This window comes from Actinokineospora cianjurensis, assembly GCF_003663795.1.
In the GTDB taxonomy this organism is placed as follows: Bacteria; Actinomycetota; Actinomycetes; order Mycobacteriales; family Pseudonocardiaceae; genus Actinokineospora; species Actinokineospora terrae.
Genome location: NZ_RCDD01000005.1, coordinates 92117 through 109605, shown reverse-complemented (window position 1 = coordinate 109605; position 17489 = coordinate 92117). Strand labels below are relative to the sequence as shown.

Annotated in this window: 15 protein-coding genes and 2 pseudogenes; 3 read left to right on the top strand and 14 right to left on the bottom strand. The window is 67.3% G+C overall.

The window, feature by feature from the left end; translation table 11 throughout:
• Positions 1 to 87: 87 nt before the first annotated feature.
• The 11 genes from CLV68_RS26010 to CLV68_RS25955 form a co-directional block, all read right to left on the bottom strand.
• Complete coding sequence (locus CLV68_RS26010; RefSeq protein WP_170224586.1) at positions 88 to 897, bottom strand: siderophore-interacting protein; 810 nt, start codon at positions 895 to 897, stop codon at positions 88 to 90.
• 2 nt (positions 898 to 899) lie between these two features.
• Entirely contained in the window at positions 900 to 1127 is a 228-nt protein-coding gene (locus tag CLV68_RS26005) for an MbtH family protein (protein WP_092774689.1), read from the bottom strand.
• Positions 1128 to 1236: 109 nt separating this feature from the next.
• Positions 1237 to 1974 carry an alpha/beta fold hydrolase gene (locus tag CLV68_RS26000; protein ID WP_342772811.1) on the bottom strand — a complete coding sequence of 246 codons (738 nt, stop codon included), beginning with the start codon at positions 1972 to 1974 and terminating at the stop codon, positions 1237 to 1239.
• 68 nt (positions 1975 to 2042) lie between these two features.
• The gene (locus CLV68_RS25995; RefSeq protein WP_121393524.1) at positions 2043 to 3740 is read right to left on the bottom strand and encodes an ABC transporter ATP-binding protein; all 1698 of its coding nucleotides are present in this window, start codon (positions 3738 to 3740) and stop codon (positions 2043 to 2045) included.
• Positions 3733 to 5376: an ABC transporter ATP-binding protein gene (locus CLV68_RS25990; protein ID WP_121393523.1), complete on the bottom strand. Its 1644-nt coding sequence runs from the start codon at positions 5374 to 5376 to the stop codon at positions 3733 to 3735. The genes CLV68_RS25995 and CLV68_RS25990 overlap by 8 nt, the downstream gene beginning before the upstream one ends.
• Positions 5377 to 5518: 142 nt before the next feature.
• Positions 5519 to 5728 carry a hypothetical protein gene (locus tag CLV68_RS25985; protein ID WP_121393522.1) on the bottom strand — a complete coding sequence of 70 codons (210 nt, stop codon included), beginning with the start codon at positions 5726 to 5728 and terminating at the stop codon, positions 5519 to 5521.
• A gap of 220 nt (positions 5729 to 5948) precedes the next feature.
• A complete protein-coding gene (locus CLV68_RS25980) occupies positions 5949 to 6989 on the bottom strand; it encodes a FecCD family ABC transporter permease (RefSeq protein ID WP_121393521.1) in 1041 nt (346 codons plus the stop codon).
• Entirely contained in the window at positions 6986 to 7963 is a 978-nt protein-coding gene (locus tag CLV68_RS25975) for a FecCD family ABC transporter permease (RefSeq protein ID WP_121393520.1), read from the bottom strand. Before CLV68_RS25975 ends, CLV68_RS25980 begins: the two co-directional genes overlap by 4 nt.
• A 25-nt stretch (positions 7964 to 7988) precedes the next feature.
• Positions 7989 to 8612, bottom strand: coding sequence for an HAD family hydrolase (locus CLV68_RS25970; RefSeq protein ID WP_170224585.1), 624 nt, complete (start codon positions 8610 to 8612; stop codon positions 7989 to 7991).
• 502 nt (positions 8613 to 9114) lie between these two features.
• Positions 9115 to 10332 (bottom strand): helix-turn-helix domain-containing protein, encoded by a 1218-nt coding sequence (locus CLV68_RS25960; RefSeq protein ID WP_170224584.1) that lies wholly within the window; start codon positions 10330 to 10332, stop codon positions 9115 to 9117.
• 40 nt (positions 10333 to 10372) lie between these two features.
• A complete protein-coding gene (locus CLV68_RS25955) occupies positions 10373 to 10834 on the bottom strand; it encodes a MarR family winged helix-turn-helix transcriptional regulator (RefSeq protein ID WP_121393516.1) in 462 nt (153 codons plus the stop codon).
• A 51-nt stretch (positions 10835 to 10885) separates the two neighbouring features.
• Between CLV68_RS25955 and CLV68_RS25950 the strand changes: the two are divergent.
• A pseudogene (locus CLV68_RS25950) lies at positions 10886 to 11167 on the top strand (LLM class flavin-dependent oxidoreductase); the annotation flags it as partial.
• A 246-nt stretch (positions 11168 to 11413) separates the two neighbouring features.
• On the opposite strand, the gene metG reads toward CLV68_RS25950, so the two are convergent.
• Both metG and CLV68_RS25940 read right to left on the bottom strand, forming a co-directional pair.
• Complete coding sequence (gene metG, locus CLV68_RS25945) at positions 11414 to 12940, bottom strand: methionine--tRNA ligase (protein WP_121393515.1); 1527 nt, start codon at positions 12938 to 12940, stop codon at positions 11414 to 11416.
• A 133-nt stretch (positions 12941 to 13073) separates the two neighbouring features.
• Positions 13074 to 13796, bottom strand: a complete 723-nt coding sequence (locus tag CLV68_RS25940; protein ID WP_121393514.1) for a hypothetical protein — start codon at positions 13794 to 13796, stop codon at positions 13074 to 13076.
• A 1064-nt stretch (positions 13797 to 14860) separates the two neighbouring features.
• On the opposite strand from CLV68_RS25940, the pseudogene CLV68_RS36045 reads away from it, so the two are divergent.
• Positions 14861 to 15738: pseudogene (locus CLV68_RS36045) on the top strand (helix-turn-helix domain-containing protein).
• 27 nt (positions 15739 to 15765) lie between these two features.
• Positions 15766 to 15978, top strand: coding sequence for a DUF397 domain-containing protein (locus tag CLV68_RS25930; protein WP_121393513.1), 213 nt, complete (start codon positions 15766 to 15768; stop codon positions 15976 to 15978).
• A 646-nt stretch (positions 15979 to 16624) separates the two neighbouring features.
• Here CLV68_RS25930 and CLV68_RS25925 read toward each other — a convergent pair.
• Positions 16625 to 17143, bottom strand: a complete 519-nt coding sequence (locus tag CLV68_RS25925; protein WP_121393512.1) for a hypothetical protein — start codon at positions 17141 to 17143, stop codon at positions 16625 to 16627.
• Between the last annotated feature and the right edge of the window lie 346 nt (positions 17144 to 17489).

The window sequence follows — 17489 nt, the reverse complement described above, 5'->3', positions numbered from 1 at the left end:
CTCCGCTCACCCTCTCCGGCACGGCGTTCACCCGCACCGGGACCACGACGCGGGCCCCGGCGCGCTGGTACAGCTGGAAAACCCGGCTCAGTCGTCCTCGGCGTGCCCGCGCCGCCAGTAGCCGCTGAAGTACACCCGCTGCTTGGTCAGGTCCCGCTCCAGCACGAGCAGCGCCCGGATCGACTGCACGGCCGCGGACTCCCCCGCCACCCACGCGAACACGCGCTGGTCGATCGACTCGGCGCGGACCGCGTCGAGTAGCCCGGTCCCGGTGCCCGGCTCGGCACCGTCTCGGTGCAGCCAGGTGACCGAGAGATCTGCCGCTGACTCCAACGGCTGCTCTTCTGCTACCGAGTCGACCTCGACGATGACCCGCACGGGTACTCCGGCGGGCAACGACGCTGCGATACCCGCGATGGCGGGCAGCGACGTCTCGTCGCCAACCAAGAGGTACGCGGTGGTGTCGGTAGGCGGGGCAAAGCTGCTCAGACAGCCATAGAGGCCAACCGAGTCGCCAGGACGCGCGGACCCCGCCCAGCGCGAGGCCGGGCCGGTATCACCGTGCAGCACGAAGTCGATGTCGATCTCAAGGTCGGCGGGACGGGCCGCTCGCACGGTGTAAGTCCGCACGATTGGGCGCACGCTCTCCGGTAGGTCCGCCAACGCGTCCCAGAACGGGACGCCGTCCGGCACAACAACATCTGTGTCCGGAGTGGGCGGTAGCAGTACCTTGCACCGCGGCTCCGGCCCGACCTCGGTGTAGTGGGCCAGATCCGGACCGGTCAGCGTCACCCGCAACGTGTGCGGGGTGACGCGTTCGGTCCTGGCCACGGTGAGCCGATACGGGCGCAGCGTGTCGCGCCCCGCCGGACCGCGGCGGGCGACTGGCGTGGCCACGGTCAGGCGCCTGCCTTGTCGGCGTCCATCCGGGCGGCCAGGCTGCGCGGGCGCATGTCGGTCCAGTTGGCCTCGATGTGGGCCAGCGTGGCGGCCCGGGTGTCCGGGCCGAACACGACCTGCCAGCCCGCCGGGACCGCCACGAACGTCGGCCACAGCGAGTACTGGCCCTCGTCGTTGACGAGGGCGTGGAAGGTGCCGTTCTCGTCGTCGAACGGGTTGGTCGACATCGCGCGCACTCCTCAGGGGGACCGGATTAACCGTTGGTTAGGCTAACCTAATTCGGTCAGGTGGAGAAGTGGTAGCCGATCTCGTGCGGGTTCGGTCACACCGGCGTGATCACCGCGCGGCGAGGAATTCCAGCAGCAGGGCGTTGACCGCCGCGGGCTGTTCCAGATAACCGTAGTGACCGCCGTCGGCGACCCGCGCGAACCGGGCTCCGGCGATGGCGTCAGCGACCTCGCGACCCAGGTGCGGCGGGGTCACCACATCGTCGGCGAAGGCGATGACCAGCGTGGACGCGGCGATCCTGGCGCAGATCGCGAGCAGGTCGGGGTCGTCGGCGATGGCCATCTGCGCGATCACGCCCGCGCTCGGCGGCTGGGTGCCGAACTCGAGCACGTCAAGCCATTCCCGCGCTTTCCCGGCGTCGAACAGCGTGCGCGGGGAAAGGTTCCACAAAGCTGTAGAAGCTGCGTGGAAGCGGGCCGGAAGTCGAATTCCCGCTTTCGCAAGCTCCAGCTCACCGGCGTCGAACGCGGCGTGCAGCGCTTCCTGCCGAGACCGGGTCGCCATCAGCACGAGCCCGCCGACCAGGTCGGGCCGGGTGGCCGCGACCTCGATGGCGATCCGCGCGCCGAGGGACGTGCCGACCAGGTCGAAGCGCGGGAGGTCGAGGTGCGCGGCGAGCGCGGCGACGTCAGCGGCCATGTCCGCCACGGTGATGCCGTCCGCGCACTCTGACGACGGCGCGATGCCGCGGTTGTCCACCGTGATCACGCGGTACCCGGCGGCGACTAGAGCGGGTTGCTGGTGCAGGTGCCAAACACGGCCGGAACTGCCAGTGCCCATCAGCATCAAGACAGGGTCGCCGGTGCCCTTGTCGTGGTAGCTCAAACTGATGCCGTTTACCTCGACAAGCGGCACTAACCTGCCCTCTCCTCCTGAACAACCCGCCCTCCGGCGAGTGTGACAACCCGCGGTAGCCGCTCGATGGTGGCCTCGCGGTGCGCGATGACGATGAGCGTACGACCGGTGTGCAGGCGGTCGACCGCGCGCTCCAACCGGGCGGAGGTCTCCGGGTCGATGTCGGCGGTGGCCTCGTCGAGGATCAGCACCGCCGGGTCGACCAGCGAGGCCCGGACCAGGCCGATGATCTGCCGCTCCCCCGCCGACAACCGGTCGCCACGACGACCGACGACCGTGTCGAGCCCCTCGGGCAGCGACGCCACCCAGTCGTCGAGCCCGAGAGAGTGCACGGCGGACACCATGTCCACGCGGGTCGGCGCGGTAGGCGCTAGAGCGAGATTGTCGGCGATAGTGCCATCGACCAAGTGGACCTGCTGCGGGACCAGGACGAGCTTGCCGCGCAGGTCCGCCTCGTCGAGGTCGGCCAAGTCGACACCGCCGTAGGTGACCTGACCACGGTCTGGGGCGTAGAGGCCGCTCAGGAGCTTGGCCAGGGTGGTCTTACCGGAGCCTGTTTGGCCCACCAGGCCGGCACGGTCGCCTTCGGCGAAGGACACCGAGACGCCGTGCAGCACCTCGGAACCGTTGATGTAAGCGTATTCGAGGTCCGATGTAGACAGATCCGCGCGCGTGGGAGCAGCGGCCGCAGTCGCTTGCTTGATCGGGCGCTCGGTAGCGTCAAGCAGGTCGAGCAGCCGGGCCAGGCCGACCCGGGCGAGTTGCAGCTCCGCCAGCAGCTCGGAGAGGTTGAGCACGCCCTCGAACAGGTTCTTGGTGGCCAGCACGAACACCACCACGGTGCCGACGCTGATCTGGCCGGAGGTCACGAACCAGACGCCGAGCAGCAGCAGCACGGCGGTGGAGAGCCCTTCGAGCAGGCTCATGGTCTCCAGCCGGTTCTGCACCGCGACCGTGCGGTTGGCCGCGCGCAACGCCTCGTCGTTGGACTTGCCGAAGCGGCGCAGCCTGGCGCGCACCCCACCACCGAGCCGCAGCGTCTCCCCCGCGGCGACGAACTCGGTGAACTGGGCGGCCATGGTGGCCTCGGCCGCGGCCTGGTCGCCGAAAGCGTCGTCCGCGTCGCGGTCGAACCAGCGCAGCACCAGCACCGCGGCGGGCAGGAACACCGCCAGCAGGATGACCGTGAGCAGCCAGGAGTACACCAGCAGCACGATGACCGTCATGCTCAGCGAGATCGCCGCGCCGAGCAGGTCGGGCAGACTGGAGCGGACGAACTGGGCCAGCTCGGCGACCTCGCCGGTGCTTCGGCGCAGCAGGTCACCGGTGCGGTGCGCCTCGATGAACCGCAGCGGCGCGCCCGCCAGCCGCTCGACGACCAGTTCGCGCAGGTGGCGCACCACCCGCTCACCCACCGAGGTCAGCTGCAGCTCCGCGGCGGCGAGCAGCACGAGCCGGGCCAAGGTCAGTCCGATGAGGACGAACACGGCGGTCCACAACCCGCCGGAGTCCCTGCCGAGCACCGCGTCGACACCGGAGCCGATGACCGGCGCGATGCCGACGACGGCGGCGGTCGCCGCGGCGGTGGTGAGCATCGCGGCACCGATGCGCCAGCGGTGCGCGCGCAGGTGCGGCCAGAACCGGCGCAGGACACCCTTCGTCGACGGCGCCTCGTCGAGCGTGCGGATCTCAGCCACCGACGACCTCCATGTCTTCCCGGTCAGCGGCGAGCGTGATCAGCCGGTCGGCCGCGGCGACCACGGCGGGGCGGTGCGAGACGAACACGATGGCGGTCTGCGGGGACCAGTCGCGCAACCGGCGCAAGATGGTCCGCTCGGTCTCGGCGTCGACCGCGGAGGTGACGTCATCGAGCACCAGCACCGGTGGCTTGTCCAGAAGCCCCCGGGCTAACGCGAGCCGTTGCACCTGTCCGCCGGAGAGAGTCTCACCGCGCTCACCGACCACGGTGTCGTAACCGTCGGGCAAGTCTTGGATGAACTCGTCGAGCGCGGCCACCCGGCACGCCTCTCGAACCAGGTCCTCGTCGATGTCGCGGTCGAGGGTGATGTTGTCGCGCAACGTCCCGGACAGCACTACCGGCCGCTGCGGCACCACACCGATCCGCCGCCACACCTGCTCGGGGTCGGCGAGCCGCAGGTCGATCCCTCCGAAGTGGACGGTTCCGTGGTCCGGGTCGTCGAGCCTGCACAGCAGGCGCACCAGCACGGACTTGCCGGAGCCGGTCGGGCCGGTCACCACGACGAGTTCACCGGGCGCGGCCAGCAGGTCCACCGGGCCGAGCACGGTCCTGCCGTCGCGCACGGCGGTCACCCCGACGGCCGAGAGCATCCCGGAGTCGGGCAGCGGGCGCGGGTCGTGCGGGGCGGCAACGGCGGGCTGGGCCGCCAGGACCTCGGCGACCCTGGCCGCGGCGACCCTGGCCTGACCGCGGTTGACCAGCAGGTCGACCAGGACGGTCACCGCCACCGTCATGGTGATCATCCAGGAGGTGAAGGCCACCAGCGAGCCCACGGTGATCCGGCCGTCGATCGCGGCCAGGCCACCGACCGCCAGACCGATCGCGACCGCGAGCCGCAGCAACGCGGGCGGCGCGGAGACCCACCACGCGGAGATCCTGGCTACACCCAAGGTGTGCCGGGTGACGTGCGCGCTGACCTCGCCGTGGCGGCGGACCAGCACCTGCTCGCCACCGAGGCCACGCACCGCGGCACTGGCCGAGAGCAAGTCCTCCACCGCGTCGGCGCGGTCGCCGTGGGCACCGGAGAGCCGCTCATTGGCGGCCCGGTACCGACCGGGGAACTGGGCGTTGAGCAGGCCCAGCAGCGGCATCGCGACGAGAAGCACGGTCAGCAGCACCGGGTCGAGCAGCGCCACCGCGGGCACCACGACCAGCACCGTCACCACGACCCGCGACCACCTGGTCAGCCCCTGCACCCAGGCGTTGATCATCTCGGTGTCCCTGGTCACCCGCATCGCGAGGTCACCGCGGCCGAACGGCGCCAGAGCGGCCCGGTCGAGCACCCCGACCCTGGCCGCCAGGTCACCGCGCAGCGCGTGCGCGATCCGGTTCGCCGCGAGGTTCGACCACCACTTGCCCGCCACCGCCGCGACCAGCATGAGCGCCGCGACGAGACAGGTCGTGACCGACCAGAAGACCGTCCGCCCGGAGTCACCCGGCGTGATCCCCTCGTCGAGCCCGTGCTGGACGCACCACGGCAACGCGAGCAACGCGGCCTGTTGCACCACCGTGGCGGCCAGGCCCGCTCCGAGCACGGCCCGCTCCCCCCGCAGGCCGCTGCGCAGCAGATCCACCCCGGTGTCCTCCCTGTGGCCGCGCGCGAGTCAGTGCGCGCTAACAAAGTTAGGTCATCCTTACTTGCGACCCACCAGGGTGTCAATGTGACGGACCAGCCGCCCGCTTTCACGAGTACGGAACCATTTCGCGGTCCCGGCCCTACTTGATCCAGATCCGCAGGACCGCGGCGAGGACCGCGACCAGGACACCGGTGGCCAACGCGCCACTGCCGAGCGCACGCGCCTGACGGAGGACCCGCCCCTGCGGCGACCGGGTCCGGAACCGCGCGGCGGGCGCGAACTGCGTGTGCGGGACCGACCTGTCATCGACGATCGCGGTGACCAGGTCGGTGAGGTGCGAACCGAGCACAGGGCGCCGTCGCCGATCACCCGGGCTCTCCGAGCGCCACGCGTTCGATGTAGGTGCTGACTATGAGCAGACGCCCTCTTATCCGCACACGGCGCGTTGCTGACCTTGGACGATTCCAGCGGCGCTGTGGTGGCATGCCGAACGCCATCAGTCACTGGTGCCTCGGCGGCCCGGCCTATCGCACCTGGCGCCACATCGGACTCCGGACCACCAGCCCCGGTCAACGGCGGCCGGAGCGCCATTCTGTGGCCAGGAGCCAGGCGAGGTAGAGGCCGCCGATGGCGGCGGTTGCGACGCCGACGGGGAGGGCGTTCTGGCCGAAGACCCGCTGGGACAACACATCCCCGCCCAACAGCAGGGTCGCGCCCATCGCCGCGGCTGGGAGCAACGCGACTCCGGATGAGCCCGCGAGGCGTCGTGCCAACTGTGGCGCGGCGAGTGCGACGAAGGCGATGGGTCCGGCGCAAGCGGTCGCGACGGCGGTAAGAGCGACGCTGATCACCACGAGCGAGAGTCGGGTCGGCTCCGTGCGGATACCGAGCATGGTCGCCGTCTCGTCGCCCATCTCCAGGATGCCGAGCCTGCGCCCTAGGACTATCGCCGCCGGTAGGAGTACCGCCATGGCTATGGCCATCGGCAGCACTTCCGACCACCCGCGACCGTTGAGGCTGCCGACGAGCCATACCTGGGCCGCCTGTGCCTGGCGCAAACCGGCCCTGGTGAGGATGTAGGTGTTGAGGGAGCCAAGAACCGCCGTGACACCGATGCCGATCAGGATCAGCCGGTAGCCCTGGACGCCGGTGCGGTAAGCGAGGCCGTAGACGGCGATCGCCGCGACGACCCCGCCCAGGATGGACCCGAGGGCGATCTGGGTCATGCCGCCGCCGAAGACGATCAGCACGAGGATGGCGCCGGTGGCCGAGCCGGTGGAGAACCCGATGATGTCCGGGCTGCCCAACGGGTTGCGGGACAGGCTCTGGAAGATCGCGCCGCTGACCCCGAGCCCGGCGCCGACCAGTACCGCGGTGGTGACCCTGGGCAGGCGCAGGTCGAACACGATGTACTTCTGGCCGCCGGTGCCCGCGCCCTGCAGGGTGTTCCACAGCTGGGTCAGGTTCAGCGCGAAGTCACCGGTCAGCAGACCGAGCAGCGCCAGACCCACGACCACGAGCAGGAGCGCGACGACGACGATGACCGCGCGCGGGTGCGCGCGGAAGGACAGCGCCCCGACCCGGACGGGGAGACCGGACACGACGCTCACAGGTGCGCCAGCTTCCTGCGCCTGCACAGCGCGATGAACACCGGGGCGCCGACGAAGGCGGTGATGATCCCGACCTCCATCTCCCGCGGCGCGATGATCAGCCGTCCTACTACGTCCGCGCCGAGCAGCAGCACCGGCGCCAGCAGCGCGCTGACCGGTAGCACCCACCGCTGGTCTGGCCCGACCATCGCGCGCGCCATGTGCGGCACGGTCAGCCCGATGAACGCGATAGGCCCAACGGCGGCGGTCGCGGCCCCGCAGAGCAGCGTGATGGCCACCGCGGAACTGATGCGAACCGTAGTCAGGTTCACCCCAAGCACCCGGCCGGTTTCGTCACCGAGGGCGATGGCGTTCAACGGAGAGGCGAGCCCGGCAGCGACAACGAGTCCAGCTAGCACGAACGGCGCGATGTCGGCCACGACGGTCATGTCACGCCCGTCCAGCGACCCGATCTGCCAGAACCGGAACTGCTGGAACGCGGCCGGGTCGAGCACGATGGTCGCCGCGACGAACGCGCCGAGGGTCGCGCTGATCGCCGCCCCGGCCAGCACCATCCGCTCCGGGGTGACCGTGCGGCCGGTCGACCCGAGGACGTAGACCAGCACAGAGGCGACCGCGGCGCCGAGGAACGCGAACCAGATGTAGCCGCTGACGGTGGTGATCCCGAAGAACGCGATGGAGGCCACGACGGCGGTCGACGCGCCGATGTCGACGCCGAGCAGCGCCGGGTCGGCCAGCGGGTTGCGGGTGAGCGACTGCATGAGCGCCCCCGCCACTCCAAGAGCGACGCCGACCAGCAGCCCGATGAGCGTCCTGGGCACCCGGCGGTCCCAGATGATGGTCGCCTCGTCACCACTGGGGATCACCCCGGTGAGCACGTCCCAGACCGTCGAGAGCGCGATGGTCCGCGACCCGACGGCCACACTGAACAGGCACACGAGGACCAGCCCCGCGCCCAGCAGCCCCAACCGCACCCACGCCTCCCAGGTTAAGTGAGCCTTACCTTAACTCCGCGAGGTCGGCCACCCACAACTCCCCCAGCCCCGGTCCCACCCCGACGAACCCGAACCCGGCGCCCTCGGCCGCCACCCGGTCCATGGGGGCGTCACCGATGTAGACGGTGTCGGCCGCGGTGACGCCGTGAGCCTGGAGGACGCGCTTGGCGTCGTCGAACACGGCGGGGTCCGGCTTGTGACTGGCGGTGAGATCGGCACCGTGGACGAACGCCAGCCGGTCGACGGGGAAGCCGGAGAAGTCGAGGTCGGCGCGGGTGGGACCGGTGTTGGCCGAGGTGACGACGCCGACGTGGGTCCCGTGGTCGAGCAGGGCTTTGACCAGCTCACGCGCCCCGACGGCGGCGGACTTGCGGTAGAGGTGCTCCAGGCTGAGGTTGGCAGCCTTCATGTCCGCGAGGGACGCGGCCCCCCGGTAGAGCACGGTGATCAACTCGTCGTACGGCTTGCCCCAGTGCTCCCGCAGGACGTCCTCGGTGAGATCGATCCCGTAGAACCTCGCCGCCACAGCCTGGTGGTGCGCCCACTTGACCACTCGCGTGAGCAACAAGGTGTCATCCAGGTCGAACACCACCGCCCGCGCCCCCCACACCACACCCCGCGCGTCCACACCGGCCCCTTCCGCCACCCACACCATGACACGCCGGGAAAGACGCACCCGTGCCCAGATCACTGACACCCGCGCACAAATCGAGAGCAGTCGAAGTCACACGCAGCCCGCGAGGAACCAGTTGCCAGCCGGGGATCCACCAGTCGCGGACGCCTAGCTCGCCGACACAACCTCTGGCGCCCCTTCGATGGCGGCGAGCGCCAGCAGGTTCATTCGGTGGAAACTTTCCAGGGTGAAAGCCAGGTCCACCTTGTCACCGAGCACGATGGTCACGCACTCGCCCTGGAGGCTCACCCGGATCGGGCAGTCGGATCCGACACTCGCCCAAGACCCGCCGACCACTGACTCCTGCACGCTTCCTCCACGTCACTCGCCTGCCGCGCCCGACCATCGGGCGATTCGACTCAAGAGTGACGTTCCCGGCGGCAACTCGGAAGTGACGCGGTGTCATAGGGCGATTGCCGGAAAAACGCAGACCAGGACGGCATGTCCCAGTTCGTCGTCAGAGGTCGATCGCCAGTCGGTCGGCGAGTTGCTGGATCGGCGCTCGGCGGCGACGGGCACGTTCGGCGAGTTCGCGGACGGTGTGCCTGCTGAGGGTGTGGTAGCGCATCCACTCGGGGGCGGCGTGTTCTGCGCGCAGCAGGCAGGTTGTCGCCTGGTCGTCCTGGTCGAGTTCGCTGTGGGCGATGGCGACGTCGAGGTGGTGTCGGGCCTGCCAGGTCGGTGGCACCCCCGCGGGGTCGAAGTCCGCCGCGAGGGTGACGGCGCGGTCGAAGTCCTCGCTCTCGACGGCGGCGTTGATGGCGGCGATTCCGGCGTTCGTCGGACCGAATGGCGTGTTGTAGATCGTGCGGTCTCGGCCGACCCGCGCGGCCGCCGCTTGGGCGAGGCTCATGTGTTCGACGCACCGCTCGGGCGCGTTGTTGCGAACCGCCGCACTGGCGGCGCGAAGCATGAGGATCCCGGAGATCGCGAGGCGTTGCGGCGGATCACGGCGGAAGTCCGGGTCCATTACCGCCACTTGGCGAAGGGCAGCGGCCTCGGCGTCGTCAAGGCGCCCTTGCTTGAAGAACACCCACGACAGCGCGGACACGTTCATCGCGCTCAGGTGCTCGTCCGAGGCTTTCGCGGCGGATTCCTGGGCCTGGATGAGGCCGATGTATCCGATATCGGGCCTGCCCAACCCGGTCATCATGGTGGACGCGATCTGCAACACCTCGGACAGCACGCCGAACGCGGCCGCGCGATCGGCCGCCGGTGCGGTATCCGCCGCCGCGCGCGCTTCGGCGATCAGCCCGGGGAGAACCGCGCCGAGCCTGGCGAACTCGCCTTCCTGCCGGATCTGGTCCGCTTGGCGCAATGCCGAGCGAACCCGGTCGACGGTCGGCGGGTCCGCGTCGAACGCGTTCTCCACAGCGAGGCCGGGGAAGTAGTCGAGCGCGGTCAACGCGTCCCGGATGGCGAGGACACCCACGGCCTCTTCGTCCACCGGCGCATCGATGGTCGTCACCTGCCCGAGCAGGTGAGCCACGTCGATGTCGAGCGCGTGGGCCATGCGCATCAACGAACTCATGCTGGCCGTGTGCCGCACCTCTTGCTCCAGCTTGCGGACGAGGTCGACGCTCACCTCGGCCTTCTCCGCGAACTGCTCCTGGGTGAGCTGCCTGCGCTTGCGCGCCCGCTTCACCCGTGCGCCCAAGCTGGTGTCGTCTGCCATGAGACCCACCTCCGAACCGGAACCGGTGCGGGTACTAACGCTACAGGTCGGACTCCTCGGCGAGGACTGCGCGGAGGCGGGTGTAGATGTCGTCGAGGGAGGTGAGGTCGGCGGGGGTGAGGTGGTCGATGAAGGTGCGGCGGACATCGGCTACGTGGGTGGGGGCGGCGGCGGTGATGGCGGACATGCCGTCGGGGGTGATGCGGACCATGGCGCCGCGGGCGTCGTCGGGGCAGGTCTCGCGGGCGATGAGGCCGCGGCGTTGCATGCGGGTCAGGTGGTGCGAGAGCCTGCTGCGCTCCCAGCCGACCGATGCCGCCAGGTCGCGGGCGCGGACCACGCCGTCGGGGGACTCCGAGAGCGGGACAAGCAGGGCGTAGTCGGCGAGGGACAGGCCGGAGTCGGCGAGCAGCCTGCGTTCGAGGACGGCTTGCAGCTCGGTGTGCAGCGCCAGGTGCGCCCGCCAGACCCGGGACTCGCGTTCGTCGAGCCAGCGCGGCACGGTGGGCCTCCCTCGGCGCGGGTTTTTTGTTGATGTGTCATCATAAGCGGTATGGAACTCGGCATCTACAGCTTCGCCGACCGCCACCCCGACCCGGGCACCGGCGAGCAGGTCTCGGTCGCCGAGGCGCTGGCGAACACGCTGGAGCGCATCAGGCTCGCCGACGAACTGGGCCTCTCCTTCTACGGCCTCGGTGAGCACCACCTCGACACCTACGCCATCTCCAACCCCGGCACCGTCCTGGCCGCGGCCGCGTCGATCACCGAGCGGATCACGCTGAGCAGCGCGGTGACCGTGCTGAGCACCGAGGACCCGGTCCGGGTGTACCAGCAGATGCGACGCTAGGGCAATACCTCTGACCAGCAGAAACGCAGAAGACGTGGTCGCGACCCCTCAAGGTCGAGCCAAAAAGTGCCACATGTCACAAGCTAGAGGGTTGACAATCCCGCAGAGTCTCAGGGTGCGACGAAGACACCCGGTCTGTTGCATCTGCCAAAACCGAGGCGATCACAGCCATCCGTAGGCTGCGGCTAGGGCGGGTGGGTGACACCGCGATACACCCACCCCTACCCCTTCGAACTACTGCGAGACGAGGAGGGTGGACTCCTCGATGCGGGGGAACAGAGGTTGCGGGGCCGGCAGTCGACCGTCGACCGCACGCACTTGAGCGGAAACGCGTTCGGCGGCGTCCGGCAAGAAGGGCACCAACTCATCGGCAACCACGCGGATTGCGTGCAGAAGCACCGCCAACGAGTGGCCGAGTTTGACATCAGCGTCTGCGTCGCCAGCCTTGGCGGCCTTCGCCAGGTTCCACGGCGAAACCTCTACCACAAAACGATTGGCCTCATCTACAACGGCCCACAGCGCGCCGGTAGCACGGCGGAAGTCAAAGTTATCCAATGCTGCATCGACGGCGGATGCCACAGTAGAGATGACGTCCGCCAAAGGGCCATCAGGCAACTCGTCAGGTAGTTGCGGTTCAAGCCCTTCGCGGTACTTGTGGATCATGCTCACGGTTCGGTTGACTAGGTTACCCAAGCCGTTGGACAGGTCCTCATGGTACCGATTCACCAGGCGCTCGACTGTGAAGTCCGCATCCCCTGTACGCGGAACCTCACGCACCAACCACCAACGCAAAGAATCTGCGCCAAACTGATCCACAATGGCCACAGGGTCAATTGCATTGCCGAGACTCTTGCCTAGCTTTTTCCCTTCAACAGTCAAGTAGTCGTGAACAAAGATCGTAGTGGGCAATTGCTCGCCAGCACTCATGAGCATGGCGGGCCAATAGACCGCGTGAAATCGAACGATCCCCTTGCCAATGACATGCGTGCGAACGTCGGACTCGGTCCACCAGTGTCGGTACGCGGCACCGCCCGCGCTATAATCGAGCGCGGTGATATAGTTGCCGAGCGCATCCCACCACACATAGATCACCTGGTCATGATCATCGGGAACTTCGATGCCCCAACCGCGCGCCCTCTCCGTAGAGCGGGAGATCGAGAAGTCCTGCAAGCCGCCTTTGATGAAGCCTAGAACTTCATTTCGACGGCCAGGAGGTTCAATACGAAGGCGCCCAGACTCAATCAGTTCCCGAAGCTGATCCTCGTACCGCGAAAGCTTGAAGAACCAATTCTCCTCATTGACCAATTGTGGCGCGGTGAGATGTTCAGGACATAGGCCGTCGGCCAGTTCGCTCTCGGTATAGAACTGCTCGCATCCCACGCAGTACAAACCTTGGTAGTGCTTTCGATAGAGATCACCGGCCGCCGCTGTCGCCCTCCACAAGCGCTCGACACCCGCCTTGTGGCGAGGGTCGGCACTCGTACGAATGAAGTCATCGAAGCTGATTTGCAGAGGTCCCCGCAGGTCGTAGAATGCCGCCGCATTTCGCTCGACCAATTCCTCAGCGGGAATGCCTTCCGCTTCGGCGGCAATCGCATTCTTCAACGAATTGTCATCTGTGCCGGTCAGGAATCGCACGTCGTGCCCCCGGTGACGCCAGTGGCGCGCCATGACGTCCGCTTCGACCAGTTCCATTGCAAAGCCCACGTGCGGCTTGGAGTTCACGTAGGGAATGGCGGTCGTGATGTAGCGAATCGACATCAGGTTGCTCCTGTGATCCGGGTGTGGTGAAAGCCCAGACAGACGGTTGTGGTGTACCCAGCAGCGTATCGGGTCAGGGAAACGGTCGAGCGGCGGCAGGCAGTTGCCTACCGCCGCTCGACTGGCCGCTACGTCACGCGGAGATCGAGGTCATCCGCTCGACGGCGGCCGAGACGGCGTCCTCGGCAGGCGGCGTGAACGGCAGTACGCGGGTCGTCACCTCCGAGTGGAGGTCCCGCCCGTCGAACTCCTGGACCACCGACTCCACACGCAGGAGCTGGTAGTACGGCAACTCCACCGCCTGCTGGGGCAGGTAGTGCGGGTAGTTGGTCGTGCCGTGGACGGTGGAGCCGTCCTCCAGCTCCACGGCGAACCTTGTGGTGACGACGATCAGGTTCGGTCCTGCCTGCATCATCACACCGTCGAACGCGGGGATGTTGGCGACGCCATTGACCCCTCGCCGGAGGTTCGAGAACCCTCCCTCGACGCGCGAGCTGTCGTAGAGGCTCTCGGCCCGGAAGTCGGTCATCGACGACGCGCGGACGTGGGCCAGGACGTTGCCCGCGGCGTCGCGGATGAAGCTCTCGCGGTCGTTGCCAGGCACGTCACGGCCGATCGACAGCAGACCGCCGGACGCGCGCAGCATCCCGACGGTACCCGGCGCCTCCTGGGCGGCCATGACCAGCGCTCGGTCGCAGCACATCAACACGATGGTGCGCGGGTCCCAGCCTGCGGGCATCTGCTCGAACGTCACGTCCATCGTGCTGACACCGGTGTCGGGGTCGATCTCCCCCGCGCCCTTGCCCAGGATTCGGCCGCCGTTGACGTGGCCTTCGATACGGTAGTCGTGTTTCACTGATTCACCTCGTTGTCAATCAATGGGGAATGATCCTGCATCCAACCTAACCGCGCCGATACATTCCGGCCACGGTCGAATGTGTGGCCGCCACGTACTGGCGGCACAATTGGGGCGCGCCACGGTCAACAAGAGGCACCAGCGGGCATGAACTCATCCAGAGGACACACCACGGAGAGCGGGCTCGACCGCTTCGAGCGCCCCGATAAAGTGCGAGCCAGTCTGTTGCATGTCGTCCGAGTAGCACTTTTCAAGGAACCCGTTGACAACAACGTCAACACGGCCACTTGCGCGCCACAACTCGGCTCCAGCACTCGCGAAAGGTGTCGCTTGTGGACTGTTTCGCACTCGAACAGCGGAAGCGCGACCATCGTCGCCGATCTGAACCACATCTACATACACACCACGGGCATGAAATCGGTGCAAGTGCGTTCCGGTGACGCGGCCGTCCGATCCAGCCATTGGCAGAGCCAAGAATTCGAGCTGACGTAGGCGCGCAATAAATTCGAGTACCACCGCATCGCCGGACCGACGAATGTCACCCTCTCCCGCCTCGGAGGGCCGGACCCGCGCGGCAAACTGGGGGGCGGTCTGCCCGCGCGGGTCCGGAGGCTGGACGCACGTTGACGACCGGTCGTCACACACTCGGAGCGTCCTGCAGGTTGCACAGCGGCCGGGAGTGTCGCCGTGGTGGTCGGCGCTGACCACCTGCGCTGTGCGGGTCTGATCGCCGGAAGGCCCAAGGGCCGTCCCCGGCGAGGTGGCACCCGGCGAACAGGCAGTCGCTTGGACATCCCTGCCCGCCGGAAACTTGCATGGCCGACGGTCTGATACCGACACCGAGGCGTTCCCACTCATCGCTTGCCTGCGGCTAACTTGATCAACATGTCGGCCCCCATGCCGTGTCTGCTGCCCGAGCCCTCTCTAGGTTGGGCCGCAAGCTGTTACGGCGTAAGTTACACGTAACTTACGCCGTAACGTTCCGGCAAACGGGTGAATCGCGCTGTGACGGTTCGTTACGCTTGGGGCGGCTCCCGCCATCACCAGCGACCAAGGAAGGCCGCATGACGCCCGATGACCCCGTGGTCGCCCAGATCCAGCTCGGCATCCTGCTTCGGGAGCTCCGCGGCCACGCTGGGCGCACAGCCGCCGAGGCCGCAAGTCACATCGGGATCTCCACAGGCAGCTTCAGCCGCATCGAGAACGGCAAGCAGACCATCAAGGCCGAGGACGTGTCTGCGCTGCTGGACTTCTACGGAGCCGATGATCAAGCGTCGGCGGAGGCGTTGAAGCTCGCCTCGGTGCCACGCCCAACACGCCGCCGACGCAGCACGTCATACCGAGACGCGGTCCCGAACTGGTTTCGCCGGTTCCTCGTGTTGGAGTCAGAGGCCAACGACATCTCGATCTACGAGAACGAGATCGTCACGGGGCTCTGCCAGACCGAGGAGTACGCCCGGGTCCTCCTACGAGCCGGGCCCCGCTGGCTGGAAGCGCCGAACTTGACCGGCAGGTCTACATGCGTACCAGTCGTCAACAGATTCTCGAGCGCAGCGACCCTCCGCCGCCCGTGCTCGATGTGATCTTGCATGAGGCGACCTTGCATCGGTTCATCGGCAACGAGTCGATCATGCGTGGCCAACTTCAACGCCTGCTCGAACTGAGCGAAGCCCCGGCCGTCGAGCTTCGGGTGCTGCCGTTCCGGCCGATACCGACGCGAACTTACGACGAGGCGTTCACTGCGACCAGCAGGTTCACGCTGCTCAAACTGCCAGAACGCGGAACAGTCCTGTACTTGGAGGACTTCGCAGGAGCCACGTACCCCGAGGACCTTCTTCTAATTCAGCAATACGCCAACGCCTACCAGCGGCTCCACGCTGCATCGGCAGACCCCCGGACTTCCCGCGATCTGATCGCCAAGGTTGCCCGGCAGTACATGTGATACACATCCAAGTAGAAGGAGCCGGCGATGGCTACCAAGAACCTAGGGCAGTACCGCTGGCGAAAGAGCAGTCGCAGTGGCAATCAAGGCCAGTGCGTCGAGGTCGGCATCAGCGCGCCCGAACCGGACGGCGTCGCCATTCGCGACTCAAAGGCCCCGCAAGCTGGCGTGCTTTGCGTGGGGGTCCACGGCTGGGCCAGCTTTGTTGCCACGTTGCGGCTCGCTCGATCAGCGCGTTGATCGAGGTCTTCGGCTTAGGGGAAGGTGACGTGAACCGCGAGGGAGAGCCGCAGACCAAGTAGGCCAGACCGTATGGCGGGGAGTGCGACCAGCCCTCATGCTCGCGTGAGGACACTCGTGCTCCCCGTCATCGCTCGACAACTGGATGGTCAGCGTCAAGGGAGCCCGGCGCCGCCGGCTCGTCTCGTTGTCGAGGATCTGGGATACATCCAAGAGCTGCGTACCGGAGGCGTTCTGATCGCCGAACGCTCTCCTCGCAAGCGATGCGGCCTTCTTCCGTAGCAAGGGCTTCGTCAAGACGCTGGTGGTGCAGATCGTTGATGACAGTGGACAGTGCCCCCACTGAAACGCCCGGACCCGCGAAGATCACGTAAGTCCCATCAGGTCGTTCCACCAGTTGGGCCGAGTCGCCTAGATGGTCGTAAATCTTGATCAAGTCGAGGTCTATTGGCACGCCTGTCTCCCTACGCACAACCCCCCAGGTTGCGCTGTGCTCCGGGTGTCACCAGGTCCCGGCTAGGCCCCGCGGGCGAGGTGTCGCCCGCGAAGTCGGCGAGCGTAGCGGCTCTCAAGCTTCCGCGCACGCCACCTAGGTAGACCTGATGCACAACCATCTTAGGATCAAGACACCTAGGTCGGATGTGATCTAGATGTTGGGCGTGATGCTGATCTCTGGAGCGATCGAGTTCGCCCGATGCTGTTCAGCCGTTGCTTGGTCCGCTTCCAGCACCCCTAGCAGACCGTCAGCGATGCGCTGTCGGCTCGGCGTGAGGCGCGAGTAGCGCACTCCGAACTGCATGGCCTGTGGCGTAAGCGGCACACCAGCTCCGGCCTGGTCAACGGGATCATGCACACCCGCGTCCGCGAAGAAGGCACTTGACACCTCGGACAAGGGCGCGCCCAACGCGTCCCTGAACCGCTCAAGCACCTTGACGCCAACGCCACGGCCAAGCTTGCTGGGTTTCACGTGCTGCGCCAGCAATCCTGGCCTCAACCCGGCCTCACGTTCGATCTCGGCCACCGACTTGCCTGGGCGGTATCGGCGCAAGAGGGCTTCGACATGGCTCTTGGCTTGCTCCAAAGCATCCCCCTTGTTCACAAAGCCGCCAATGACTTGTGCGTACTCCGTACCGACATCCAACAGCCTAGACGCGGCCAACGTCACCCGGGGACACCGTAGGACGCGAATCCCCACGGCGCACGAGAGGTTGCCAGAACGCAACTGCTTACACCAGGTGACTGTCAGATCACACCCACCGGGACGGTTCATCGAACTTTCTTGACAGAGATGGTTCGGTGATCCACTGTGGAAGGGCCCGCCGGGATGGGTTGTCAATCCTCCGGTCGGCGGGTTTCGCCTCTGGGGGAGGTTTGCTGTGTCCTGGCGATTAGCGCGCCTGTTCGTCGGCGTGTGCGCGGCGTTGCTGTCGCGTTGGCTGGCGATGTTATCCACGGTGCCGAGTGGACGGTTCTGCTCGGCGCGTTGACACCTCTGGCCTTCCTGTGTCCTT